Annotated in this window: 28 protein-coding genes and 1 pseudogene; 27 read left to right on the plus strand and 2 right to left on the minus strand. The window is 37.8% G+C overall.

All coding sequences use genetic code 11. The features are described from left to right. Nucleotides 1–54: 54 nt before the first annotated feature. The 19 genes from RV17_RS05200 (at nt 55) to RV17_RS05290 (ending at nt 17,104) form a co-directional block, all read left to right on the plus strand. The gene (locus RV17_RS05200; protein ID WP_067483869.1) at nt 55–483 is read left to right on the plus strand and encodes a Fur family transcriptional regulator; all 429 of its coding nucleotides are present in this window, start codon (nt 55–57) and stop codon (nt 481–483) included. A 162-nt stretch (nt 484–645) separates the two neighbouring features. Then, nucleotides 646–822 (plus strand): 30S ribosomal protein S21, encoded by a 177-nt coding sequence (gene rpsU / locus RV17_RS05205; RefSeq protein WP_002356740.1) that lies wholly within the window; start codon nt 646–648, stop codon nt 820–822. A gap of 26 nt (nt 823–848) precedes the next feature. Next, complete coding sequence (locus RV17_RS05210) at nt 849–1,295, plus strand: GatB/YqeY domain-containing protein (protein WP_071868699.1); 447 nt, start codon at nt 849–851, stop codon at nt 1,293–1,295. 162 nt (nt 1,296–1,457) lie between these two features. Further along, nucleotides 1,458–2,429: a PhoH family protein gene (locus tag RV17_RS05215; RefSeq protein ID WP_067483873.1), complete on the plus strand. Its 972-nt coding sequence runs from the start codon at nt 1,458–1,460 to the stop codon at nt 2,427–2,429. A gap of 23 nt (nt 2,430–2,452) precedes the next feature. Continuing rightward, complete coding sequence (locus tag RV17_RS05220) at nt 2,453–4,654, plus strand: HD family phosphohydrolase (RefSeq protein ID WP_067483875.1); 2,202 nt, start codon at nt 2,453–2,455, stop codon at nt 4,652–4,654. A 34-nt stretch (nt 4,655–4,688) separates the two neighbouring features. Then, a complete protein-coding gene (gene ybeY / locus RV17_RS05225) occupies nt 4,689–5,165 on the plus strand; it encodes an rRNA maturation RNase YbeY (protein WP_067483877.1) in 477 nt (158 codons plus the stop codon). Beyond that, nucleotides 5,149–5,541 carry a diacylglycerol kinase family protein gene (locus RV17_RS05230; protein WP_172843720.1) on the plus strand — a complete coding sequence of 131 codons (393 nt, stop codon included), beginning with the start codon at nt 5,149–5,151 and terminating at the stop codon, nt 5,539–5,541. The genes ybeY and RV17_RS05230 overlap by 17 nt, the downstream gene beginning before the upstream one ends. A gap of 18 nt (nt 5,542–5,559) precedes the next feature. Then, nucleotides 5,560–6,459 carry a GTPase Era gene (era, locus tag RV17_RS05235; protein ID WP_067483882.1) on the plus strand — a complete coding sequence of 300 codons (900 nt, stop codon included), beginning with the start codon at nt 5,560–5,562 and terminating at the stop codon, nt 6,457–6,459. Between the two features lie 75 nt (nt 6,460–6,534). Further along, on the plus strand, nt 6,535–7,395 hold the full coding sequence (recO, locus tag RV17_RS05240; protein WP_071868700.1) for a DNA repair protein RecO: 861 nt from the start codon (nt 6,535–6,537) through the stop codon (nt 7,393–7,395). 300 nt (nt 7,396–7,695) lie between these two features. Continuing rightward, complete coding sequence (locus RV17_RS05245; protein WP_067483886.1) at nt 7,696–7,938, plus strand: hypothetical protein; 243 nt, start codon at nt 7,696–7,698, stop codon at nt 7,936–7,938. A gap of 22 nt (nt 7,939–7,960) precedes the next feature. Beyond that, a complete protein-coding gene (gene glyQ, locus RV17_RS05250; protein ID WP_071868701.1) occupies nt 7,961–8,878 on the plus strand; it encodes a glycine--tRNA ligase subunit alpha in 918 nt (305 codons plus the stop codon). 1 nt (nt 8,879) lies between these two features. After that, nucleotides 8,880–10,955: a glycine--tRNA ligase subunit beta gene (glyS, locus tag RV17_RS05255; RefSeq protein WP_067483890.1), complete on the plus strand. Its 2,076-nt coding sequence runs from the start codon at nt 8,880–8,882 to the stop codon at nt 10,953–10,955. Between the two features lie 541 nt (nt 10,956–11,496). After that, on the plus strand, nt 11,497–12,228 hold the full coding sequence (locus tag RV17_RS05260; RefSeq protein WP_067483891.1) for a GntR family transcriptional regulator: 732 nt from the start codon (nt 11,497–11,499) through the stop codon (nt 12,226–12,228). Nucleotides 12,229–12,240: 12 nt separating this feature from the next. Then, on the plus strand, nt 12,241–13,416 hold the full coding sequence (locus RV17_RS05265) for an SIS domain-containing protein (protein WP_067483893.1): 1,176 nt from the start codon (nt 12,241–12,243) through the stop codon (nt 13,414–13,416). A gap of 25 nt (nt 13,417–13,441) precedes the next feature. Then, a complete protein-coding gene (gene lacD / locus RV17_RS05270; RefSeq protein ID WP_067484145.1) occupies nt 13,442–14,413 on the plus strand; it encodes a tagatose-bisphosphate aldolase in 972 nt (323 codons plus the stop codon). Between the two features lie 91 nt (nt 14,414–14,504). After that, entirely contained in the window at nt 14,505–14,984 is a 480-nt protein-coding gene (locus tag RV17_RS05275; protein WP_067483894.1) for a PTS sugar transporter subunit IIB, read from the plus strand. 12 nt (nt 14,985–14,996) lie between these two features. Beyond that, complete coding sequence (locus RV17_RS05280; RefSeq protein WP_067483895.1) at nt 14,997–15,890, plus strand: PTS mannose/fructose/sorbose/N-acetylgalactosamine transporter subunit IIC; 894 nt, start codon at nt 14,997–14,999, stop codon at nt 15,888–15,890. Further along, on the plus strand, nt 15,877–16,686 hold the full coding sequence (locus tag RV17_RS05285; RefSeq protein ID WP_067483896.1) for a PTS system mannose/fructose/sorbose family transporter subunit IID: 810 nt from the start codon (nt 15,877–15,879) through the stop codon (nt 16,684–16,686). Before RV17_RS05280 ends, RV17_RS05285 begins: the two co-directional genes overlap by 14 nt. A gap of 13 nt (nt 16,687–16,699) precedes the next feature. Continuing rightward, a complete protein-coding gene (locus tag RV17_RS05290) occupies nt 16,700–17,104 on the plus strand; it encodes a PTS sugar transporter subunit IIA (protein ID WP_071868702.1) in 405 nt (134 codons plus the stop codon). A gap of 85 nt (nt 17,105–17,189) precedes the next feature. Here the strand turns inward: RV17_RS05290 and yidC are convergent, their stop codons facing one another. Next, the gene (gene yidC, locus RV17_RS05295) at nt 17,190–18,125 is read right to left on the minus strand and encodes a membrane protein insertase YidC (protein WP_067483898.1); all 936 of its coding nucleotides are present in this window, start codon (nt 18,123–18,125) and stop codon (nt 17,190–17,192) included. Nucleotides 18,126–18,298: 173 nt separating this feature from the next. Further along, nucleotides 18,299–18,574 carry an acylphosphatase gene (locus RV17_RS05300; RefSeq protein WP_067483900.1) on the minus strand — a complete coding sequence of 92 codons (276 nt, stop codon included), beginning with the start codon at nt 18,572–18,574 and terminating at the stop codon, nt 18,299–18,301. 105 nt (nt 18,575–18,679) lie between these two features. Here RV17_RS05300 and RV17_RS05305 point away from each other — a divergent pair, with 105 nt between their 5' ends. From RV17_RS05305 to RV17_RS13425, 8 genes and pseudogenes are all read left to right on the plus strand, one after another. After that, nucleotides 18,680–19,444, plus strand: coding sequence for a TrmH family RNA methyltransferase (locus RV17_RS05305; RefSeq protein WP_071868703.1), 765 nt, complete (start codon nt 18,680–18,682; stop codon nt 19,442–19,444). A 119-nt stretch (nt 19,445–19,563) separates the two neighbouring features. Next, entirely contained in the window at nt 19,564–20,067 is a 504-nt protein-coding gene (locus tag RV17_RS05310; protein ID WP_067483904.1) for an HD domain-containing protein, read from the plus strand. Between the two features lie 365 nt (nt 20,068–20,432). Next, complete coding sequence (locus tag RV17_RS05315; RefSeq protein WP_071868704.1) at nt 20,433–20,765, plus strand: LPXTG cell wall anchor domain-containing protein; 333 nt, start codon at nt 20,433–20,435, stop codon at nt 20,763–20,765. Next, the gene (locus RV17_RS05320) at nt 20,762–21,490 is read left to right on the plus strand and encodes a WxL domain-containing protein (RefSeq protein ID WP_071868705.1); all 729 of its coding nucleotides are present in this window, start codon (nt 20,762–20,764) and stop codon (nt 21,488–21,490) included. Before RV17_RS05315 ends, RV17_RS05320 begins: the two co-directional genes overlap by 4 nt. Before the next feature lie 20 nt (nt 21,491–21,510). Beyond that, nucleotides 21,511–22,290: a WxL domain-containing protein gene (locus tag RV17_RS05325; protein WP_071868706.1), complete on the plus strand. Its 780-nt coding sequence runs from the start codon at nt 21,511–21,513 to the stop codon at nt 22,288–22,290. Between the two features lie 19 nt (nt 22,291–22,309). Continuing rightward, a complete protein-coding gene (locus tag RV17_RS05330; protein WP_071868707.1) occupies nt 22,310–24,955 on the plus strand; it encodes a pectate lyase-like adhesive domain-containing protein in 2,646 nt (881 codons plus the stop codon). Nucleotides 24,956–24,977: 22 nt separating this feature from the next. Continuing rightward, nucleotides 24,978–25,727 (plus strand): annotated as a pseudogene (locus tag RV17_RS05335) (WxL domain-containing protein). Nucleotides 25,728–25,785: 58 nt separating this feature from the next. Continuing rightward, nucleotides 25,786–25,938, plus strand: coding sequence for a hypothetical protein (locus tag RV17_RS13425; RefSeq protein ID WP_169819324.1), 153 nt, complete (start codon nt 25,786–25,788; stop codon nt 25,936–25,938). Nucleotides 25,939–25,957 lie beyond the last annotated feature (19 nt).

Raw genomic sequence — 25,957 nt, forward strand, 5'->3', positions numbered from 1 at the left:
ATACCATACTCTGGAATGCGTACTTCGTAATCGTTTTGATTTGGAGGAAGAGGAATGAAAAAGCAAACATTAATTGAACAATCTTTGGAAACACTCAAAAATAACGGATTTAAATACACGAAAAAAAGAGAAGCTTTGTTGACTTACTTGGTAAAGCGTAATCGCTATGTCTCTGCTAAAGAAGTCTTTGACTATATGAACGAAACATTCAAAGGTGTAAGTTACGATACGATTTACCGCAACTTGCATGATTTTGCTGAACTTGATTTATTGGAAGAAACCGACTTGAATGGGGAAATGAAATTCCGCTTTCATTGTTGTCAGGGCGAAATCGGTCACCATCATCATTTTATCTGCACTGTATGTGGGAAGACGAAAGAAATCCATATGTGCCCAATGAACTATTTTGAAGAACAACTTGGTGGGTGCACGATTGAAGGTCACCGATTTGAAATCTTTGGGCGTTGTGAAGATTGTCAATGATTCGATAAAATAAAATAACAACTAATAAATCAAAAAAAAAGAAAGAATCCCTTGACGGTCAAAAGAGCATTAGCTATAATGTTTAAAGGACAGTTTGTTTTTTGGGATAATTATTTCAATAGCACTACGGTTACTTTTTAAGCTCGGAGGGAGGGAATTAACATGTCAAAAACAGTCGTTCGCAAAAACGAATCACTTGACGATGCTCTTCGTCGCTTCAAACGTTCCGTGTCAAAAGCGGGTACTTTACAAGAATCTCGTAAACGTGAATTCTACGAAAAACCAAGCGTGAAACGTAAGAAAAAATCTGAAGCAGCTAGAAAACGCAAAAAATTCTAGTTCTTTGATGAATTGGAGCTGGTAGTGTGTCACTACTAAGTAGATTGAACGATGACATGAAAGCAGCGATGAAGGCAAAAGAGAAAGAAACTTTGCAAGTCATTCGTATGATTAAGTCATCAATACAAAACGAGCAAATCAAAGTAGGCCACGACTTGACGGAAGATGAAGAATTAACAGTGTTGTCTCGTGAGATGAAACAACGTCGTGATTCTTTACATGAGTTTGAGCAGGCAGGACGCGATGATTTAGCTGATAAAGTAAAAGGCGAAATTGTAATTGTCGAAAAGTATATGCCAGAACAACTTTCTGATGATGAAATTCGACAACTTGTTCAAGACGCTATTGCACAAACTGGTGCTTCATCTGTTAAAGAATTTGGCAAAGTAATGGGAGTTATCATGCCTAAAGTCAAAGGAAAAGCAGACGGAAATCAAGTAAATGCAATCGTAAAAGAACTATTACAAGCTTAATTTTGTAATCTGAACCGCAGACAGAAATGTTTGCGGTTTTTTTCTGTTGTTTGAGTTTGAAGAAAAAGGTGTGTCAACGCCCCGCTTTTTATTTGCTATATAGTTTTCTATGAGTGTGGTAAAATAGACAAGAAATGAAAGAGATAAAGGAGATGTCTATTTTTGACAGAAGAGTCCATTTCTTTAGAGATTAGATTAACAGCGGCTGACGATGCCAGCTTACTTTTTGGTGCGCACGATAAACACATCAAACTTATAGAAGATGCAACCGACACCGTTATCAATACGCGTGGTGAAACAATTCAACTAATTGGAACAAATGAACAAGTGAAATTGGCTAGTTCAGTTATCCGCACACTACAAGAACTGATCAAACGCGGAATCCATATCAGTACACCAGATGTGGTAGCGGCGATAAATATGGGGCGAAAAGGTACCTTAGATTACTTCATCGAGATGTATGAAGAAGAAATTGTGAAAGACAGAAATGGTAAACCTATCCGGGTAAAAAATAGTGGACAAAAGAAATACGTTGAGTCCGTCAAACATCATGACGTCGTTTTTGGTATTGGACCTGCTGGAACTGGGAAGACTTTCTTAGCGGTTGTGTTAGCAATTGCCGCATTAAAAAAAGGCGAAGTCCAAAAGATTATTTTGACTCGACCAGCTGTTGAAGCAGGGGAGAATCTGGGCTTTTTACCCGGGGATCTGAAAGAAAAAGTTGATCCTTATCTACGTCCTGTTTATGATGCACTTTACCAAATCTTCGGGTTGGAACATACGAACCGTTTAATGGAACGAGGCGTAATTGAAATTGCACCTTTGGCGTACATGCGTGGTCGAACATTGGATGACGCATTTGTTATTTTAGATGAGGCACAAAATACGACTGTGGCTCAAATGAAGATGTTTTTGACTCGTCTTGGTTACCAATCGAAAATGATCGTCAATGGAGACACTAGTCAAATTGACTTGCCAAGAGGGACAATGAGTGGCTTAGTTCATGCTGAACGTACGTTGAAGCAAATCAAAAAAATTGATTTTGTTAATTTCGAAGCCAGCGATGTTGTGCGACATCCAGTAGTTGCTGAAATTATTCAAGCGTACGAAAAAGCCGATCTTCATCAAGAATAAGCTTTGCTTAGGAGGATAAGCACATGTTGAATAAAACAATCCAGCAACTGCAAGCAAAATTAGGAAAGGCGTTTTTGCCCTTGCTGTTAGCTGTGTTTTTTGTGATCGTTTGTGGGGTGACTTTTAGTAGTGTCAAACAAAAAGCAAACGATTTTAGAGAAGGACAAGTAGCTGAAGAAAGTATTCGTGCAACCAAAACGATTGAGAATACAGAAGAGACCGAGCAAAAGAGAAAATTGGCAGCCGAAGCAGTCACACCAGAGTACACCTATCAACAAGATTTAGCAGCTGATCAAAATGACCGAATCAAGCAACTGTTTGATTTGATTAACAAAACAAATGATACAATCGACAAGGCGTATGATGAGAAAGTCAAAAAGGCCAGTGACGATGCTAATATTCCTAAACCAACGATTGATGAAAGAATTGCAGCACTGAAGAAGAATTTTGAAACAGTGAACGTAGAAGATGTCGCGTTTTACCAAAAGTTACCTAGCAATTTTTATACACTCATTTTCGGTATGACAGAGGATGAATTGTCGACTGTTCGTGATGAAAGTCTGAAATTAATCGATGAACAAATGAGTAAGCAAGTAAGAGAAAGCGATGTTGACACATTTAAGCAAGAGGCACAGGATAAAATCCAATATCTCAATGTTACCTCTGCGCAACAACAAGTACTGAACTACTTGGTGGATCAAGGAATCGTAGTGAATGATGTTCTTAATGAGAAGAAGACCGAAGAACTGAAAGCTACTGCACGGGAAGCTGTTCAGCCTGTAATGATTTTCCAAGGAGAAATCATTGTACGCGAAGGAAATCAAATTGATGCAGCCGCAATGAAAAAATTAGAATTATTGGGACTAACCAATCAAACAACTTCGATTTTTCCGCTAGTTGCAATGATTTTAGCCGTGTTGCTTCAAATTGTTGTTTTGACTTACAATTCATTGCAATTTCAAGATTCAGATAAACGGACGGAATATGTGTTGTTTTATGTAACAGCAATGTCTTTAAGTATTATCATGATGAAATTTTTCCAATTATTCCAAACGGAACAAGCAACTTATATCCCGTTGTTTTACCCAGCGGCGTTTACCCCATTGGTCTTAAATTTCTTCCTTAATCGAAGAGCCGGGATTATGGCAGCACTTTTCCAAGCGGTAACAGCGTTATTTATCTATTATGGTTCTATTGGGACAAATACCTTAACCGTGTTATTAGTTTCGTATCTGTTTTCTGGTTTGATGGGGACAATCGTTCGTCGTCAACGAATTTCTGAACAAGGATTACCAGCGGTTTTATGGGTAATTATCTTCCCAACGTTGATGAATATCATCTTGATTGTTTATCAAGGTATGAGCTTTAGTGATGGAACAACTTGGTTGACTTTAGTTTGTGGTGTAACGGGCGCACTGTTATCTTTCTTATTAACGATGGGCTTGCATCCTTACATTGAATTAATGGTGACAGATGATAGTGTGATTGTCTTAAATGAACTAAGTAACCCAAATCATCCACTATTGAAACAACTATTAGAAGAAGCGCCGGGAACGTATCATCATAGTATGATGGTAGCTAATCTAAGTGCAAATGCAGTAGCAGAAATTGGTGGTCGCTCGCTATTAACCCGAGTGGCTTGTTACTATCATGATATTGGTAAAATTAAACATGCTAGTTTTTTTGTTGAAAACCTACCGTCTGGTGCTGAAAATCCACATAATTTCCTGTTGCCAGAAGATAGTAAACAAATTATTTTTGGTCATGTGACTGATGGTGCTAAAATTTTAGAAGAATATGGTATGCCTGAAATGGTCATTGACATTTGTAACCAACATCACGGAACGACATTGATGCGGTATTTTTACGTGAAAGCAAAGGAACGTAACCCTGAAATAACAGAGGAGCAGTTCCGCTATCCGGGGCCAAAACCACAAACAAGAGAAGCTGGGATTGTCAATATTGCCGATAGCTGTGAAGCAGCTGTACGTGCAATGGATCATCCAACAGGTGAAAAAATCGAACAATTTGTTCATAACTTGATTGCAGAACGCATTTCAGATGGTCAGCTAGACGAGACTGGTTTAACATTGAAAGAAATTCGCAAAGTTGAGAAATCATTGATTAGTGGATTAAGTAGTACGTTCCACTCGCGAATCAAGTATCCAAAAATGAAATCAGAAGCTGAAAAATTAAAAGAAGAGCAAGCACAAACACAAGAATAATCTAAAAAGTGAGTAAAGAAAGAAGCGATGACTAATGGATATTACATTCATGGATGAAACAAACAAAGTACCTGAGGAGAAGATGCAAGAAATCGACGAACTACTCCAGTTTGCAGCCGATTATTTAAAATTGCCTGAAGAAACTGAAATGTCAGTGACTTTCATGGATAATGATGCGATCCAAGTAATCAATCGTGATTATCGAGGAAAAGATGCACCAACTGACGTCATTAGTTTTGCTTTGGAAGAAGAAGGCGAAGACGAGATCCCAGTTATTTTTGAAGATGGAGAGAATCCAATGCCACGTGTTCTTGGCGACATTATGATCTCAATCGAACGCGCTGCAGAACAAGCAGAATCATATGGCCATTCATATGATCGCGAATTAGGTTTCTTAGCAGTACATGGTTTCTTACACATCAACGGGTATGACCACATGACCCCTGAAGACGAGAAAGAAATGTTTGGGTTACAGAAAGAGATTTTGGATGCTTATGGACTTAAAAGATAAACAGGTTGAGAAGAATAAACATTTTATGACTTCTGTGGAATTTGCCATTCAAGGAGTAAAAACGGTTTTTGATGAAGAACGCAACATGAAAACTCATGTTGTGTTCGGCATCTTTGCATTGATTGCTGGCGTTATTTTTCAGCTTAGTCAGAATGAATGGCTGTGGCTGTTTTTAGCTATTTTTTTAGTGTGGATCGTTGAAATTTTAAATACTGTTTTTGAAAATGTTGTCGATATGTTTACGGACTTTCATTTTCACCCGATCGGGAAAAAAATTAAAGACATGGCTGCGGGAGCGGTTTTATTGACGGCTTGTTTTGCGGTGATCGTAGGTTTGATTTTATTTGTTCCCAAAATTTATCAATTATTTTTTTAAAGAAGAAGGAGAAACAATATGCCAGAACATAAATCAGGATTTGTTGCCATTGTTGGACGCCCTAACGTTGGTAAGTCAACACTTTTGAATCGAATCGTTGGTCAAAAAATTGCCATCATGAGTGACAAAGCACAAACAACTAGAAATAAAATCCAAGGAGTCTACACGACACCAGAAGCACAATTGATTTTTATTGATACGCCAGGAATTCATAAACCCAAACATCGCTTAGGTGACTTCATGGTCGAAGCAGCTTACAGCGCACTGAAAGAAGTAGATGCTGTATTATTTATGATTAGTGCGGATCAAAAGCGTGGCCGTGGGGATGATTTTATTATTGAACGACTAAAAAATGTAACCTCACCTGTTTATCTAGTTATCAATAAAATTGATAAAATCCATCCAGATGAGTTGCTAAGTATTATCGAAGATTATTCTTCACAGATGCCATTTGCTCAAGTAGTGCCGATTTCTGCAACTGAAGGAAACAATGTGGATCGTTTGATGGAAACTTTAGTGGATGAAATGCCAGAGGGTCCGCAATATTTCCCAGAAGATCAAATAACAGATCATCCAGAATATTTTGTTGTTTCAGAATTGATTCGAGAAAAAGTACTGGTATTGACTCGTGACGAAGTTCCTCATTCCGTAGCAGTCGTTGTTGATTCGATGAAACGTAATGAAAATGATAAAATTCAAATCCAAGCAACGATCATTGTTGAACGTGATAGCCAAAAAGGAATCATCATTGGCAAAGGCGGAAAAATGTTGAAACAAATCGGAACAAAAGCGCGTAAAGATATTGAAAGTTTACTCGGTGATAAAGTTTTCTTGGAACTTTGGGTAAAAGTTCAAAAGGATTGGCGTGACAAAAAAGTCTATCTCCAAGACTTTGGTTACCGTAAAGACGAATACTAAAATCAGTAAAAAAGAACGGATCTGGACAGGTAGCAATACTTTTTCCAGATTTCTTTTTTTGAGGAGGGGAATCGATTGAGTCAATTGGTTGAATCAAAAGGCTTGATTATTTCTAGTCGCAACTATAAAGAAAAAGATAAATTGGTCAAGATTTTTACAGAATCAGCGGGGAAAATGATGTTTTATGTCAAAGGTATCCATCGACAAAACCAGCCATTAGCACCTGCTATTCGACCGTTTACTCAAGCTGTTTATATTGGCACCTTTAAAAGTGAGGGTCTATCTTTTATCACGAGTGTCAAAGATGTTCATGCCTATCGTAAAATTCAAGAAGATATTTTTTTGAGTGGCTATGGGACTTATTTGTTAAGTTTGGTTGATGCAGCAATTGAAGATCACCAATATGATCCGAATCTTTTTCATTTTACGCAACAAGCGTTGGAAAGAATGAATCAAGGAGACGATGCAGAAATCATCACCAATATTTTTGAGATCCAAATCCTACAACGATTTGGGATTGCACCGATTTGGACGCATTGCGCGGTTTGCGGTGAAACACAAGGAAAATTTGATTATTCTTCAAAATATGGCGGTGTGATTTGCGAACGTCATTGGTCCCTTGATCCAAGAAGGTATCACGCGGATCCTCGAGCTGTTTATTTTGCACGTATGTTTTCTGCTATTTCTTATGAGAGAATCAACGGAATCCATTTAAAAGAAGAAACGAAGCAAGTGATTCGTCAATTGATTGATCAGCTTTATGAAGAATATGTGGGGATTCATCTTAAAAGCAAAAAATTTATTGATCAAATGAAATCATGGGAGCATGTGCTCAAACCATTAGAGAAAAAAGGTGACGCCCCAGCGACTGAGCAAGAAGAAGTAGCTGAGGAACCCGAGTCACCCTTGTCAGCTGATCCTACAGATCATGAGTGAGCCGAGAAAAAAAGAAATTTAATTGGTCAATAAAAAAATTTGACAAAAGAGTAACGAAACGGCTATTATTAACCGTAGATAAAAATAGTACGTTGATCAAGAAGAGTAAAAAATACGTGGGTAAAAGCGAGTTCGGGAGAGTGTGAGCCGAATACAATCGATTTTTGAAGTGGCGCTTGGGAGTACGTGAAACGAAGCTGCCGAATGTTTATTCGGAAGTAGGGTGGAACCGCGAATTTATTCGTCCCTATGTCTGTAGTCAGACATAGGGACTTTTTGTATTTTTAGGAGGAAATCAAGATGCAATTTGACATGGAAATCCCGGCAACAGAGTTTAAAGAAAACCGAATCAAAATTCTTTCAAGTGTCGCATTAGCAGTCAGTGTTGTTGATGACCAAGAACAAGTGAAAGAAAGCTTTACCACCAGACCAGAAGAAACGATTTATTCAATTACTGCACAATTAGCTGAGACAGACGTTGTTCGTGTGAAGTTGATTCCAGGTTCAGTCGTCGCATTTTATCCAGTCGTGCAAGCTTTGTAAGAAATGAAAGGGGTACTATACTATGAGTGAAAAATTAAGCGTTCAAGACATGATTTTAACATTACAAAAATTTTGGGCATCAAATGGTTGTATGCTGATGCAAGCCTATGACACAGAAAAAGGTGCCGGAACAATGAGTCCTTACACATTTTTACGTGCCATTGGACCAGAACCTTGGAATGCAGCTTATGTGGAGCCTTCACGTCGTCCTGCAGATGGTCGTTACGGTGAAAATCCAAACCGTTTGTATCAACATCATCAATTTCAAGTCGTGATGAAGCCTTCACCAGAAAATATCCAAGAATTATATTTAGAAAGTTTACGTTTATTAGGAGTCGACCCACTGGAACACGATATTCGTTTCGTTGAAGATAACTGGGAAAATCCTTCAATGGGTTGTGCTGGTGTTGGTTGGGAAGTTTGGTTAGATGGAATGGAAATTACACAGTTTACGTACTTCCAACAAGTAGGTGGCTTACCATGCAAACCTGTGACTTCAGAAATCACTTACGGGTTAGAACGTTTAGCTTCTTATATCCAAGAAGTGGAAAGTGTTTATGATCTTGAATGGTCGGCAGGCGTGAAATATGGTGAGATTTTCAAACAACCTGAATATGAGCACTCAAAATATTCATTTGAAGTCAGTGACCAAGAATTATTGTTACAAAATTTTGATCGTTTTGAAAAAGAAGCGAATCGCTGCATTGATGAAAACCTTGTTCATCCAGCATATGATTACATCTTAAAATGTAGCCATACGTTTAATCTACTTGATGCACGTGGCGCTGTTTCAGTTACAGAACGTGCTGGCTATCTTTCTCGAATCCGAAATATGGCTCGCGCGGTAGCAAAAATCTTTGTTGCAGAGCGTGAAAAATTAGGATTCCCACTATTGAACAAGAACACAGCAAATCCAGAAACAGTTAAGGAGGCTGAATAAGATGGCAAAAGACTTATTATTAGAAATTGGACTAGAAGAAATGCCCGCTCATGTAGTAACACCAAGCATGAAGCAACTAGAAGAAAAAACAGCAAAATTTTTAGATGAACATCAATTGACTTATGATTCAATCGAAACATTTTCAACACCGCGTCGTTTAGCAATCAAAGTAGTAAATGTTCCTGAACGCCAAGCAGACAGTGAAGAAGAAATCAAGGGACCTGCAAAAAAAATTGCATTAGATGCTGATGGAAATTGGTCAAAAGCAGCCGAAGGATTTGTTCGTGGGCAAGGACTAACAACAGCTGATATTACTTTTAGAGAATTAAAAGATGTTGAATATGTTTATGTTACAAAATACACGCACGGAAAACCTGCAATTGAAGTTTTAGCTGGGTTGGCAGATGTAATTAAAAGTTTAACTTTCCCTGTAACAATGCACTGGGCAAATTTTGATTTTGAATATATTCGTCCAATTCATTGGATCGTTGCGTTGTTAGATGATGAAGTCATTCCATTTAGCGTATTAGATGTTGAAACAGGTCGTACTTCTCGTGGACATCGTTTCTTAGGCGAACCAATCACTTTTGACCATGCGAAAGAATATGAAGATAAATTGAATGAGCAGTTTGTGATTGCTTCACCACAAAAAAGAGAAGCAATGATTGTTAGCCAAGCACAAAAATTAGCAGAAAAAAATCATTGGGTAATTGACCTTGATCCAGAGTTGCTTGAAGAAGTAAATAACTTGGTAGAATATCCAACTGTTTTTGCTGGTGATTTTGAAGAAAAATATCTTTCTGTACCAGAAGAAGTCTTGGTAACTTCAATGAAAGAGCATCAACGTTACTTTGAAGTTCGAAATGACCAAGGAATGTTATTACCTCACTTTATTTCCGCTCGTAATGGAGATGCTGTCAAATTAGACAACGTTATTAAAGGAAATCAAAAAGTATTGACTGCACGTTTAGAAGATGCTGAATTTTTCTACAATGAAGACAAGAAAGTTTCAATCGCAGAAGACGTAGAAAAACTGAAATCAGTTACTTTCCATGAAAAAATCGGTAGCATTTATGAAAAAATGCAACGTGTTCAAATCGCTGCCCGCATTATTGGGGAAGAAGTTGGGTTATCTGAATCAGAATTAACAGACCTTCAACGAGCTGCCGAAATTTATAAATTTGATTTAGTGACGAATATGGTCGGTGAATTCCCTGAACTGCAAGGAATCATGGGTGAAAAATATGCGTTACTTGAAGGTGAAAAACCTGCAGTTGCGAAAGCGATTCGTGAACACTACATGCCAATTTCAAGCGAAGGTGAACTACCAGAATCAGTTATTGGTTCGGTTTTAGCAGTTGCAGACAAGTTAGATAGTATCTTTTCTTTCTTTGCTGTAGGAATGGTACCAAGTGGATCAAACGATCCATATGCTTTACGTCGCCAAGCTTATGGTGTGGTTCGTATCGTTGAATCAAAAGGATGGAGCTTCCCGTTAGCTAAATTGCAAGAAGTTATTGATGAAGAAATCAGTAAAGATCTAACACGTTTTGGAATTGACTTAGCCAGTGGTCAAGGCGAAGTTCTTTCATTTATCAAAGGACGTCTACGCCAATTATTAGTCACTAAAGAAATTCGTCACGATGTGATTGACGCAGTATTGAATGCGGAACAAAAAGATTTAACAAAAGTCTTTAGCGCAGCACAATTATTTAAAGAACATTTGAATGATGCAGATTTCAAACCATCTATGGAAGCTTTGACACGTGTCATCAACTTAGCGAAAAAAGCAGAAACAACAGAAGTTGGTGTAGTAGACCCCGCATTATTTGAAAATGAAGCAGAATCAGCATTGAATGAAGCTGTGAATGAGTTAAAAGCTAATTTTGCAACACAAACATTAGGTGAAAGCTATGAAAGCTTAGTCCAATTGCGCCCATTGATTGAAGAATATTTTGATCAAACAATGGTTATGGCGGAAGATCAAGCAGTACGTGCCAACCGTTTAACTCAATTGAAAGAAATTGCATTTATGGCGTTGTCTTTGGCAAGCTTGGATAAGATTATGACAAAATGAGGTTGTGGTACCAAGCGTTAAGCTTCAAGCAATAAGAATACTTTTCTAAAAATAGTTTTCCATATTTTAAGAAAAGAGGACTTATTGCCAAAGAAGCTGCTTGGGGAACACCGTGAATAAGGTTGTGGCGCCAAGCGTTCAGCTCCAAAAAAATAATGAGCAACTGACAAAAATAGCTTTTCATGTTTTTGGACAGTTATGAATTATTTTGAGGAGTTGCTTGGGGAACACCGTGAATAAGGTTGTGGCACCAAACGTTCAGCTTCATTGAGATAGCGGGCCCATACTTTTTCAAAAAAATAAGTTTATTTAGAACTGAGACAATGAAATTTGTCTCAGTTTTTTTGCATTAGAAGCCATTATCAAGCAATAAGTGTCATAATTTTATCAACTGGTATCAGTCTGGTACTTTTCTGAAATGAAAAAAAATCCTTGATAATACTGATAATGTATAATTTTTTTTAAAAAAAGGTTTGACAAAATAGAGAAATATTTTTATTCTTGTCATGTGGTTATAACCAGTTAGAGGAAGGAAAAAATAATGGAGAGCTCAAGCAAAGGAAAATCATTATACTATCAACTTGTTGATGTATTAAAAGATCGAATCGAAACGCAGATGACAGCACACGATCAACTGCCATCTGAACGAGAATTATGTCAACATTACGGCGTTAGTCGCACGACTGTTCGCTTAGCTTTACAAGAATTAGAAACACTAGGTTGCATTTATCGCCGCCATGGTAAAGGTACATTTGTCTCTGATCTATCTGTGAAATCATCCAACTTAGCTGGAGCATACAGTTTTACAGAAGCAATGAAAGAATTAGGCAGACTACCTAAGACAGTTATTTTAGAATTTCGTCAAATCGAAGCAACAAAGAAAATTGCCCAAGCTTTGAATATAATGCTTGGTGAACCAGTGTTTAAAATCAAACGATTACGATTGGCAGATGCAGAACCCTTGATGGTAGAACGTTCTTACTTGCCAGTTAAATTATTTATGAATTTAGATTTACCGTTACTTGAAAGTAAACCCTTATATGATGTTTTCTCACAAGACTACAATCAAATCGTCCAGTTTGCAGATGAAGAATTTTATGCGAGCATCGTTCAAAAGAAAGACGCCGATTTATTACGTATCGCAGATAGTGCACCTGTATTACATTTGATTCGGTCGACGTACAATCATAAAAATGAAATTATCGAATACACAGTCAGCGTTGCCAGAGCAGATCAGTTCCATTATAAAATTCGGCACGTACGTAGTAATTAAGGAGGAAGTCAAATGCTTGAACAAAAAACAAAGTTGAAAGAGCTAGGTGCAGCAATCACGGCTAGTGAAATTCAACAGCAACCAGAATTATGGCAAGAAACCGTTACAATCATGAAGGAAAAAAAAGAAAAACTCAAAGAATTTTTTGAAAAAATGGATGAAGCAGCAGACGGAAAACGTATCCGAGTGATTTTCACTGGAGCGGGAACGTCTCAATATGTTGGAGATACAATTGTTCCTTATTTGAATGGACATGGTGAAACACAAAAGTTTATTTTCCAAAGTATTGGAACAACTGATATCGTTGCTGCACCACAAGATTATTTAATTCCAGACGAACCCACATTACTTGTATCGTTTGCACGCAGTGGGAATAGCCCTGAAAGTTTAGCGGCAGTTGAGCTCGCAAATCAAGTTGTTTCGACGATTTTTCATTTAACGATTACTTGTGCAGCAGAGGGAAGTTTGGCTAAAGCAGCAGAAAAAGATGCAAACAACTTTTTATTATTGATGCCTGAAAAATCAAATGATGCTGGTTTTGCAATGACTGGAAGTTTTACGTGCATGATGTTAAGTGCCTTACTGATTTTTGATCAAACACCGGATGAAACAAAGGAAAAATATGTAACCGTTTTATCAACGCTGGGTAAGGATATCTTAAACAGAGCAACTGAGATTAAGGAATTGATTTCGCCAGATTTTCAAAGAATTGTTTATCTAGGATCAGGTAGCTTAGCAGGTTTGGCAAGAGAAGCACAACTTAAAATTTTAGAATTAACTGCGGGAAAAGTCGCTACTAGTTTTGATTCTTCCATGGGTTTTCGTCATGGACCTAAATCATTTGTAAATGACGAAACGCTCGTCTTTGTATTTGTCAACAATCAGCCTTACACACGAACCTATGATTTAGATATTTTAGAAGAAATTCACGGAGATAAAATTGCGAAACAAGCGATTGCGATTGCTCAACCTGGAAAAATAAACTATTCTGGTCAAACTTTCCAAATCGAAGCAACTGAAATTCGTTTGCCTGATGGGTACCTATCTTTAGCGATGATCTTAGTTGCACAACTGATTGCATTGTTGACATCCATCAAAATCGGAAATACCCCAGATACTCCTTCACCAAGCGGAACCGTTAATCGTGTTGTTAAGGGAGTAACGATTCACGACTATCCAGGAATTTAAAGAAAAGAGGAGAAAATAAGTGAACTTGACAACAGAAAAACAAGCAGCAATGAATCGATTATCCACAGAAACCGGGAAAATCAGTGCATTAGCAATTGATCAACGTGGTGCACTGAAAAAAATGATGAATGCACTAGGAATGGATGCGACAGCAGAACAAATCAGCGAATTTAAAACCCTCGTTTCAAGTGAACTGACACCTTTTGCTTCTGCTATTTTGTTAGATCCAGAGTATGGCTTACCTGCGGCAAACGCTCGTGACGAACAAGCAGGCTTGTTATTAGCTTATGAAAAAACGGGGTATGATGCGACGAAACCAGGACGTCTACCTGATTTGCTCGAAGATTGGTCTGCCTTACGTTTAAAAATAGCGCAAGCAGATGCTGTTAAATTCTTACTATATTATGACGTAGATGAAGACCCAGCAATCAATCATGTAAAACATGTTTTTGTCGAACGTTTAGGAAGTGAGTGCGCAGGAGAGGATCGTCCTTTTTACTTAGAATTGGTTTCTTATGATGCAACAATTACAGATAGTAATTCAATTGAATATGCGAAAATCAAACCCCATAAAGTCATTGAGATGATGAAAGAATTTTCACGGCCAAACTATAAAGTGGATGTATTAAAAGTCGAAGTGCCTGTCAATATGAATTACGTTGAGGGGTTTGCTACTAGCGAAACATGCTACACACAAGTTGAAGCACAAGAATTCTTTAAAGAGCAAAGTGAAGCAACGAATTTACCATTTATTTTCTTAAGTGCAGGAGTGTCAACGAAATTATTCCAAGAAACGTTGGTCTTTGCCCACAAATCTGGTTCGGACTTTAACGGTGTTCTTTGTGGCCGAGCAACTTGGAAAGACGGTGTAAAAGCCTATGTTGAGAGTGGTCGAGCAGGCGCAATTGATTGGTTGCAAACGACTGGTCGGGCAAACATCGAGGAATTAAATGAAGTTGTGGAACAAACAGCGACACCTTGGTATGAAAAAGCATAACAGTTTCATTTTAATTGAAGAAAAAGTAAGCGGTTTCGATTGCTTTTTATAGTAACATCACATATTTAAAAATAGAAGGGAACGAAGCAAAATGGCAATTATTGGCGTACGGATTGATGGCAGACTGATTCATGGACAAGTAGCGAATTTGTGGACAACAAAATTAAATATTACGCGAATCATGGTAGTGGACGACGAGGTAGCAACGAATGCAATCGAAAAAAGTGGTCTAAAGCTTGCTACACCAGCCGGAGTAAAGTTAAGCGTGTTACCAGTAGAAAAAGCAGCAACTAATATTTTAGCTGGAAAGTATGATTCGCAACGATTGCTGATTGTTGCAAAGAAGCCAGATCGTTTATTGAAGTTAGTTGAATTAGGCGTTCCTTTAACAGAAATCAATGTTGGCAATATGTCTCAAACAGATGAAACTCGATCGATTACTAAGTCAATCAATGTTGTAGAAGAAGATGTGTCCGTATTTAAGCAGTTGGCAGCCAAAGGTGTACACCTGATTGCCCAAATGGTCCCAAGTGACAAAGCCGAAGACTTTATGAGTCTGTTAACAAAATAGGAGGAATAATTCATGGATATTCAATGGTGGCAGATCTTATTATTATCATTATACGCAGGCTATCAAATTTTAGATGAGTTACAAATTTATTCGTCAATGAGTGCACCCGTGTTTGCAGGTTTATTTGCAGGTTTAGTGATGGGTGACTTGCAATCTGGTCTTATTATTGGTGGTAGTATGCAGTTAACAGTGTTAGGTGTTGGGACATTTGGTGGTGCCTCTAAGATTGACGCAAACTCAGGGACGATTTTAGCGACGGCATTCTCTATCTCGCTTGGAATGAATCCTGAGCAAGCGATTGCAGCAATTGCTGTGCCGGTAGCTAGTTTGATGATCCAATTAGATATTTTAGCTCGCTTTGCAAATACGTATTTTGCACATCGAATTGATCGACATGTTGAAACAATGAATTATAAAGCAATTGAACGAAACTTCTTGATGGGTGCCTTACCTTGGTCACTTTCTCGATTAGTTCCTGTCTTCTTAGCTTTGGCTTTTGGTGGCGGCTTAGTTGAAAATGTTGTTGGTGTGTTAAATGGTGACCTAAAATGGCTAGGTGATGGTTTGTCTGTAGCCGGAGCTGTTTTGCCAGCAGTTGGGTTTGCTATCTTATTACGTTATCTACCTGTTAAGAAACATTTTCCATATCTTGTTTTAGGTTTCACGATTACTGCATTGTTAGCAACACTTTTCTCAAACGTTCAATTACTTGGAACAAGTGTCGCAAGTGTAGTGAAAGAAATGCCAGGAACGTTTAACTCATTACCAATGTTAGCTGTTGCTTTGATTGGATTTGCATTAGCAGCAATTAGTTATAAAAATGGTCAGAACAATCACAATCAAAAACCAGTAGCAAGCGAGCAAGTAGAATCAGCTGAGGGGGAAATCGAAGATGACGAAATCTAATTATAAATTGACAAAGGAAGATTTTAAACAAATCAATCGAAGAAGCTTATTCACCTTTCAACTAGGTTGGAACTATGAACGGATGCAAGGTTCAGGTTATTTGTATACGATTTTACCTCAACTTCGTAAAATTTATGGTGATGATACACCTGAATTAAAAGAAATAATGAAAACGCATACGCAGTTTTTTAATACGTCAAACTTCTTTAATACGATTGTAACTGGTATCGACCTTGCAATTGAAGAGAAGGAAGGCATTGCAGCAAAACAAACCGTTTCTGGGATGAAAGCTGGGTTAATGGGACCTTTTGCCGCAATTGGTGACTCGATCTTCGCAGCACTTATTCCAACTATTTTTGGTGCATTGGCTGCGAACATGGCAATCAATGGAAATCCAGCGGGTGTTTTCATTTGGATCGCGGCTCAAATTGCAGTCATGGTCTTTCGTTGGAAGCAATTGGAGTTTGCCTATAAGGAAGGAATTTCCTTGGTAACAACAATGCAATCGCGGCTCACTGCGTTAACTGATGCAGCAACTTTACTCGGTGTCTTCATGGTGGGCGCTTTAGTAGCAACGATGGTCAATGTAAAATTTTCTTGGGCACCAAGCATTGGTGATGTGACGTTAAACATGCAAAATAATATTGATATGATTTTACCTAAGCTTTTACCAGCAGCAATCGTTGGTGGTGTGTATTGGATGTTAGGTAAGAAAAATATGACATCTACACGCGCTATCTTTATTGTTTTGATTGTCTGTGTTGCGTTATCAGCCCTTGGTGTGATTTCAAAATAATGGGGTGTAAGAAATGAGTCAAGAGTTAGTTTTGATTAGTCATGGTCAATTATGTGAAGCCTTGAAAAAAAGTACAGAAATGATTATGGGACCACAAACAGCAATTCATACGGTGGCGTTGTTAGAATCAGATGGAGTAGAAGACTTTAAAGAAAAATTTTTACAAGTCACAGATGAATTAGACTCCTATGTTGTCTTTTGTGACTTAATGGGAGGGACGCCCTGCAATGTCATCTCTCGTATGATTATGGAAGGCGCAGCGATTGAACTTTATGCAGGGATGAATATGCCAATGGTGATTGAGTTTATCAATGGGACATTGCTTGATACACCTGTTGATTTTATTACTTCCGGTCAGCAAAATATCGTTTCTGTTAATCAAATGATTGCACTGACGAATGAAGAAGAGGATGAATAAAATTATACATCATGAAAAAGAGTGGCTGATCGAAGGATCAGCCACTCTTTTTCTTGTTGAAAGTAAAATGCTTGAAATAAAAATTTTAGTTACGGTTTTGTTTACCAGCATTTCGTTTTTTTGATGAATTATTTCTTTGTTGTGTATTGACTTGTTTAGGTGCTTTTTTCGTTTCAGCAGGTGTGACGTCTTTTCGAGGTGTCACGACTTGCTTGGGCGGATTTTGTTTCAATTCTTCAGCCACTTGAGCTTTTAAACGAGGCTTCATCAAAACGTTCGTAATGAATGTTTGAATACAACTAAAGATACCACCAACTACCCAGTACAGCGTAACGCCGGCTGGTGCACTAATTGACATAAAGACAATCATTGCTGGTGAAACAATCAGCATCGTACGCATGGTTTTCTTTTGCTCTTCGGGAATACCAATCGTTGAGATATATCCTTGAAGCAAATAAGCAATACCAGCGATAGCAACTAACACTAAACTTGGTGAGCCAAGATCGATTCCGTAAAAGCTTGATTCGCGGATTCCTTCAGTATAACGGGCAGTAAAGTAAAGTGCTGAGAAGATAGGCATTTGGATTAGCAAGGGTAAGCAACCAATTCCACCAGTCATACTCATCCCATTATCTTTATATACTTGTTGCATCTCTGCTTGTGCAGCGACTTGTTCTTCACGAGTCGTAGCAGCTTTTAACTTTTCTTGTGCAGCTGATACTTGTGGTTTTAACGCTTGCATTTTTTCTGATTGGATCATTGTTTTTTTCGATTGGCTAATACCTAAAGGCAGGATTACTAACCGAACGATAATAGTCAAAACAATAACGGCCCAGCCATAAGACCAATTAAAATTTTCTACTAAATAGGTAATTGCTTGCCCCATCGGATGAACAAGAACTCGATAGACAAAACCTGATGTGTCAGGATTTCCATGCGAGTCAGTTCGAACACAACCGGATAAAAAAAGTAGGACAGTAACTAGTCCAGATCCCAATAACCAATTTTTCCATTTATTCATAAAATACTTCCTCTTCCATAATTTTTACACAAAATTAACTATACTAAAAAAAATTTCATAATTCAATCAACTTCATAGAAAAGTCATAGAAATGTTCGGAAACTGTCCCCAGAATACACAGAAAAAATAAAGAGGAAAATCAGAAACCTGTTTTTTCCTTTTTCATGAAGTTCTTAGTAGATGACGTCAAAACTTGTTCGGTTATCCATCCACGGATTGTCTTGTAAATCGAGATAGGTCACTCGACCAGCAGGACTGGGTGAATCTTTGATCTCTTTAATGAAGCTTTCTACTTGTTCATCCTCGCCTGCGGCCTCTATTGTAACGGAACCATCTTCTTCATTTTTTACTGTTCCATAAATTCCTAAACGATCTGCAACCATTTTTGTTGTGTAACGAAAACCAACACCTTGGACGCGACCTTGGACATTCATTTTGACTTTACGCATAAGTTGTCACCCGCTTTCATTTTCTTATCTTTATGATAACTATTTTTTATGAGAGAAACAAGTTACAGCCTTGAATACATGCTATAATCAAGTGAGGTGAAAAAGGTGAAAGAAATTCAATCCGCAAAAAATCCACGAATCAAAGAATTGAAAAAATTGCATAAGAAAAAATATCGCGAAGAAAATCGCGCTTATCTTTTAGAAGGTTTTCACTTGATTGAAGAGGCAGTGGCTGCAAATGCTGTCATCAAAGAAATTTATGTTACCCAAAAAGGTCAAAGAGAATGGCAAACTTGGCTAGAGAAACTAGCTGAGATTGAATTATTTTTCGTAACAGATGAAGTCATGCAAGCCTTATCTGATTTACCAACACCACAGGGAATCCTTGCTGTTGTAGCACGTGAAGCAATGGAACCACCAGTTTTTTCGGGTGGCTGGTTGTTGCTAGATAATGTCCAAGATCCCGGAAATGTGGGGACGATGATTCGAACAGCTGACGCTTTTGGCTTAGCAGGCGTGTTGCTTGGCCAGGGAACAGCTGATTTATACAGTACGAAAGTGTTAAGAAGTATGCAAGGCAGTAATTATCATTTGCCTGTTATCCAGATGGACTTATCACTTGCTGTTCAGCAACTAAAAGAGCAGGGGATTATGATTTATGGAACAGAGTTGAATGAAGCAGCAACTGCGTTGAATGAAGTAGAAAAACCGGCTAATTTTGCCATTATTATGGGAAATGAAGGACAGGGAGTTAGCCAAGAATTATTGAACTTTACAGATAAAAATATCTATATACCAATGAGTGGAAATGCTGAATCATTGAACGTAGGTGTGGCGACAGGTATCTTGTTGTACCACTTTGCAGTTTAGTTAAGGAACTATTAAGCTTTCTTATTTTACTGCTCAGTAGCTAGAATCTTATCGTTTCAGGTGATATACTATGGTCAATTTCAGAAATAACGAAAATCAAAAGGTGGCAGATTGAAAATATGACAGAAAAATGGCGTGAAGACGAAGAATACATGTCTTATGTAGCAGATCTTTTGGAAACAGATGCAGTGAAAAAATTAGCCGACTACACGCAACATGTCCACTCAACACGATTGGAACATTCCATTAGTGTTTCTTATTATAGTTATTTATTAGCGAAAAAATGGGGCGGGGATGCTAAGGCAACAGCAAGAGCTGGGCTTTTACATGATCTGTTTTATTACGACTGGCGAACGACTAAATTTGATGAAGGTTCACATGCGTATGTACACCCAAGAATTGCTGTGAAAAATGCAGAAAAAATCACGGAACTATCTGATTTAGAACGTGATATTATCTTGAAACATATGTGGGGAGCAACCATTGCACCACCCAAATATAAAGAAAGCTACATTGTGACATTTGTTGATAAGTATTGTGCAGTGAAAGAAGCTGCTCAACCAATGACTAGTAGCATGCGTCAAAAATGGCAACATTATTTTGGAAAAGAACAATCTATTTAAGACAAAAAGCATAGGGCAGCGATCGTAATTGATCGTTGTCTTTTTTTCTATCGAAAGAGCAAGAAAACAGCGAATAATCTGTTTTTCTGCTCTCTTTTTGATTGCCTTAATGGAATAATCATTTTGTATATGAATAACGATTAAGAAAAATAAAATAATAACTATGATTTGCAATACAAAAAAAGAAAGCGGTCAAAAAATCCCGTGTGTAAACGCTAACAATTGTTGGCACATAACGGTTTATATATTTTTTTTTGATAGTTAAGTAAAAAGTTTGAAAGAAACAAGTTTTTTATTTTTTTATAATTAAGTATGGTTGGAGGCCAGTTCAATCAAATCACAAAAAGACAAGAAAGGAGTAGCATATGAGAAATATTTTAAAAATGATGAGTGTTCTACTGCTATTTTTTTGTGTAATAGGGATTACAAATGAAATAAATGCAATAGAGCAGAACTATGACTCAAATGGACAAGCGAGTTTTTATGGTAAATATGAGTACGAGAATAAAAATGATTCAAATAATTCTGGATCTGATTGGGTAGCAGGATCTAATAATTATTTATCAACTGGCCAAGTCATATTACCAAGTACAGGAGATTATACTTATCCAGCTTTTACGCATGTGGGGGTTATTCTGTTAATCGGAGTAAGCATTTTTATTTTTATGAAAAAGAGAAAAGGGGAATTTGATAGATGAAAAAGATGGTTAAATTGATGTCAACTACTTTGCTATTCAGTTTGATGGCACACTCGATTCAAGTGGCTGCAGAGGAAACATTTCCAAAAGAATACAACTCAGAAGGAATTATTACTTTTGAAGCAGGGGACGAAGAGGTAACACCCCCAGTCGATCCGGAAAATCCAGATCCAACAGATCCTGTAGATCCAGTGGATCCTCCAGGACCAGGAACAGGTGGGGCATTATCGATTGATTATGGTTCAAAATTTAAATTTGGTGTACAAAAAATCTCTACAGCAGATAAAGTGTATTACGCAGCACCAGATGAAATGACAGATGGTTCTAAAAAACCGACTTATGTCCAAGTTACCGATAAAAGGGGGACGTTGGCAGGATGGAAGCTAAGTCTTTCACAACCAGAACAATTCAAAACAGCATCAGGTGAAGAGTTAGTTGGCGCACAGTTAGCATTTACAAAGGGACAAGCTGCTTCATTAGTTGACGCAAAATATACACCAACAACTGTGAACGCTGATTTAATATTGACACCTGGAGCAAGTAATACGCTTGCAATCAATGCGAAAGAAGGAACTGGCGTTGGAACATGGGTTTATCGTTTTGGTGCCAATGAAGAAGAAAACAAAGACGCTGTTCAACTTTCAGTACCAGGGAAATCGGTCAAATTAGCAAAACAATATTCAACAAAATTAGTATGGTCTTTGGAAAATACACCAAATAACTAAGTTTGAGGAGGAGAGTATCAATGAAAAAGCAACTCATCGGTCTGTTAGCTTTTAGCACTTTAGGACTGTTAGCGACATCTATCGAAGGATATGCAGCAGAGAACAAACAGTATGACTCAAATGGACTCGTAGAATTTATTCCTAATTTAGATCCAACTGTTCCAGTTGATCCAGAAAATCCAGATCCAGAAAAACCAGTAAACCCAATTGATCCAACAGATCCAAATGGGCCAAATCCAGGAACACAAGGACCATTGTCAATTGACTATGCTTCTAGTTTAGATTTTGGTAAAAATCGTATCTCCAATAAAGATCAAGTTTACTTTGCCAGAGCACAAGCTTATCAAGGTGACCAAAAAGATACGGCGAACTTTGTTCAGATTTCTGACAATCGCGGAACAAACGGTGGTTGGACGTTGACAGTTAAACAAGAGACTCAATTAACTTCGACAACACAAACATTGAATAATGTTTTAACGGGTGCACAAATTACTTTAAATGATCCAACAGTGAATAGTAATGCACAAAACGTAGTAGCTCCTGATGCAAAAGATAATATTGCTTTAGTACCTGGACAGGAGTCTGTTGTGACAACAGCCAAAGCAGAAGCTGGTGCTGGAACTTGGGCAACCTATTGGGGAGCTGTAGAAGAAGTAGAAGAAGTTGATGAAAATGGTGATGCACAAAAGGTAAATGTTACAAAGGCTATCCAATTAGCTGTACCTGGTGCAACACCTAAAGATGCAGTTAAATACCAAACAAAATTAGTTTGGACGTTAACGGATGTTCCAGGAATTTAGAGATTAGGGGGAAAGAGATATGTTCAAAGGAAAAATAGTTACGCTAATGTTAAGCGGCATATTAGCGACCAATATCTCTCCTATTGTCAATACATTTAGTTCAGACTCTATTACAAACAGTTCTGAAACCACTCAAAATGAATTACCTGATACAGACATTTCAAAACGATTAAACACGGATATTTCTGATCAGCAAACAGAAACGAGCGACATTCCGACAGCTGATTCAACCCGTGAGACACTTTCTTCAAGTGAAAATGGGAATGAAAGTACTACAGAATCAAGTGATACTACAAAGAAAACGTCTAAAGTAGAAGAAAAAAATGAGGGCAATGCGCTAATCACTACAAGAGAAGCAGCTATTGACGGTGTAGAAGTATCCAGTTGGAGTACATTTGTTCAAGCTATTAGAGACGAAGCAGTCACTAAGATTATTTTGACAGGTGATTTTGACAATCCCAGTAATACAGATACATCTTTAACCAACTATTCGAGAAAAAATGACTTAGAAATAGATGGTAGAGGTCATCGAGTGGATTTCAAAAGTACATCTATTCAGCTGGGTTCGCCAACAGGATCAGGGAATTTTCATATGCATGATATCGTGCTTAATCAACGTTACGGTGGAGCAAATAGTGAAGACATTGTGGGCACTCGTTTAAATTACACTAATGGCGGGAAATGGCGATATCGTTTTGGCAATATTACAACGGAACCCGATGTCCAAAGGCTGGCAAGAGCCTCTTATTCTGAAGTAACCGTATATGGAAAAATGGACATCGATACACGTGCGGAAAACTTCTATTTAGGTAGTTTGAAAATGGAAGATGGTACCAATTACAAAGGGAATGTAAATTATTACAATTTCTCGATTTTTTGGTATAACGTTGCTGCTGCAGATACATCCACAGGTGCAAGCAAAGAATTTACGATTGGAAAAAATTGTCGTGTCGATTTAACACAAAGTCAGACAACGGGTACGACTTATCCAGCAGTTTATTCATATTATCAAGCATTGACGGTGGGAGAAAATAGTACATTTAATGTAAATATGCCCGGAAATGCTGTTCGATTTGATATGGATGGTGCAGGAATGACTATAAAAGCAGGGGCAATCGTTAACTTAACTAGTAAACAAAATTCTGGTTCAGTTGTAGCTTATAGTAATGACAATAATTATTTGATTGTTGAACCAGGGGCTTACTTTTACACGATTGGTGTAAGTAATCAGCCACTGATTAATTTGTCTGCCAATGGACTAGGTACGGGAAATGTTAGAAGACAAAATAACAAGTTTATTTTGAATAGTCCTGCTCAATACGACATTCGTAATTTAAGAGATGGCTACACAGCAGTTCAAGTTGCTATGGGAAATTATACGGATAATCTTTTTCAGATTGTCGATTCTGATATTGATTTGTGGAAGTTAGCTACCCAACCTCTAGGCCCCTCAGATGAAACATATACAAAAGTAGCTCAATTTTCAGTAACCGGTAATGGCTCAAATGAACAAATTAGTGCTACTACCTCGGGATTGAATTCTTTTTCTCAAAAAAATTATCGTAGAATCTCAGGAATGAACCAAAACCCTGTCGTTGAGTGGGTTCCTGTTACAGATGCAGATAAAACAATTAAAGCCAGAGTGATTATCGGTTATGTGCCAGATAATAATGGATTAAATGCTGACGGAGAAGTTAGCTATATTCCTGTTTATGCTTCCAAAAATCAAGCAAATGTGACAATTACTGATACCCACGGGAAAGTAACGAAAGATTTATTGACAGATGAAAATGGCTATGCAAGTTATCAATCAGAATCATTTAATCTTGCAGGAAAAGATATGCAGGCAACAGCGCAAAGAGGTCCATGGATTTCGGAAGAAGCATCAAAATATCTTGTAATTGATGTTACACCTCCAGAACCAGCCATTATCGATAGCGGTGAAACCTTATCACCTTTGGTCAAAGAGCTATCAGGAACTGGTGAAGCTGGGGCAATCGTTACGATAACACTAAATGGTGAAAGGCAAACCAATACTACGAATGTTTCTAGTGAAGGAAAATGGACGTTGTCCCTTTCAAATCTAAGTTTAAAGAAAGATGATGTACTACAAATCTTTTTACAGGATACAAGTGGCAAAATAACACAAATTCCGGATCCACCAAAAACGAATACTGAAGTTGGGAACATTCAGCCTGCAGAAGAATATGCTTACCGCGATGCTGTCTTTAAAGCTGCAACAAAAATAGTTGTCATAGGAACCTTAGAACTGAAGGCTGTACCTGAAACATTTGATTTTGGTACGCAAAAAGTTAGCAGTATCCGAACAAAATATACACCCAATGTAATTGGAAACTTAATTGTTTCTGATACGCGGGGAGCTGAAAAAAATCCTTGGCGAATTACGTTGAAAGAAAAATCTCCTTTAGTTTCGGACCATAATAGCTTAGCGGGACAATTTTATTACACGAATGATGTGGAAACAATCAATATTACTAGTGAATCAATTCCCGTTGAAGAAGGTAAGCTAACAGAAGATGGCGAAACAAATTTATCAGACGGTTGGAATGATACAGAGGGACTCAGTCTGAAAATACCGATAGAAAAACAATTGTTAGGGACTTATAAAGGAACTTTAGAATGGGCGCTTGAAGATGTCCCATAATCAAAAGAATGGAGCAAATAAAATGAAAAAATCAACTAAATTATTTATGTCAACAATTATCCTAGGCGCACTAACTGTACCAGTAACTACTTTTGCAGCTGACGGTGGCGTTTATACTTCAAACGGTGTGGTAGAATTCGTACCAAATGAAGACCCAACCGATCCAGTTGACCCTACGGATCCAACAGGTCCAGTAAATCCAATCGATCCAACGGATCCAGATGGACCAAATCCTGGAACAAATGGTCCACTATCAATTGACTATGCTTCAAGTTTAGATTTTGGTGTACAAAAAATCACTTCGAAAGACCAAACTTACTTTGCTGCATCACAAAAGTATAAAACCTTAGATGCAGAGGGTAATCCATCAACTGAAGTGAAAGAGGGCCCCAATTATGTTCAAGTGACTGATAATCGTGGGACAGAGGCTGGCTAGTCATTGAAAGTGAATCAAGAAGGTCAATTTACATCTACTTCAGGAAAAGAACTAACTGGTGCAACAATTAGTTTCAAAAATGGGCGTGTAGTGACAGCATCTGATTCAGGTAAACCAGTTGGACCAGAAACAATCGTTTTAAATGCAGATGGTTCACAATCTGATGTTATGGCAGCCAGTGTAGGAAACGGTGCTGGAACGTACCTTTACACTTGGGGAACTGCTACAACAGCTAGTGAAAGCATTGAACTAAGTGTCCCAGGTTCAACAACAAAATATGCTGAAAAATATTCAACTAAGTTAACATGGACACTGACTGACGTACCAGGAAATTAATGCCTTGAGAGACGAGAAATCATTCTCGTCTCTTATCTATTGGTAAGGAGTGGTTTGATTGAAACGAAAACAAATACTATTCACAATTGCACTAGTTATTTTAAGTGTTTTTGCTAGCAGTAAAACGATAGCTGCCAGTGAATTCAATTTCGCGGTTACGCCGATAACACCTGCAAATCAAATTGACAAGGAAAAAACTTATTGGATTTGAGTCAATATCTTGGACACAT

This window comes from Enterococcus thailandicus, from assembly GCF_001886265.1.
GTDB classification, from domain to species: Bacteria; Bacillota; Bacilli; order Lactobacillales; family Enterococcaceae; genus Enterococcus_B; species Enterococcus_B thailandicus.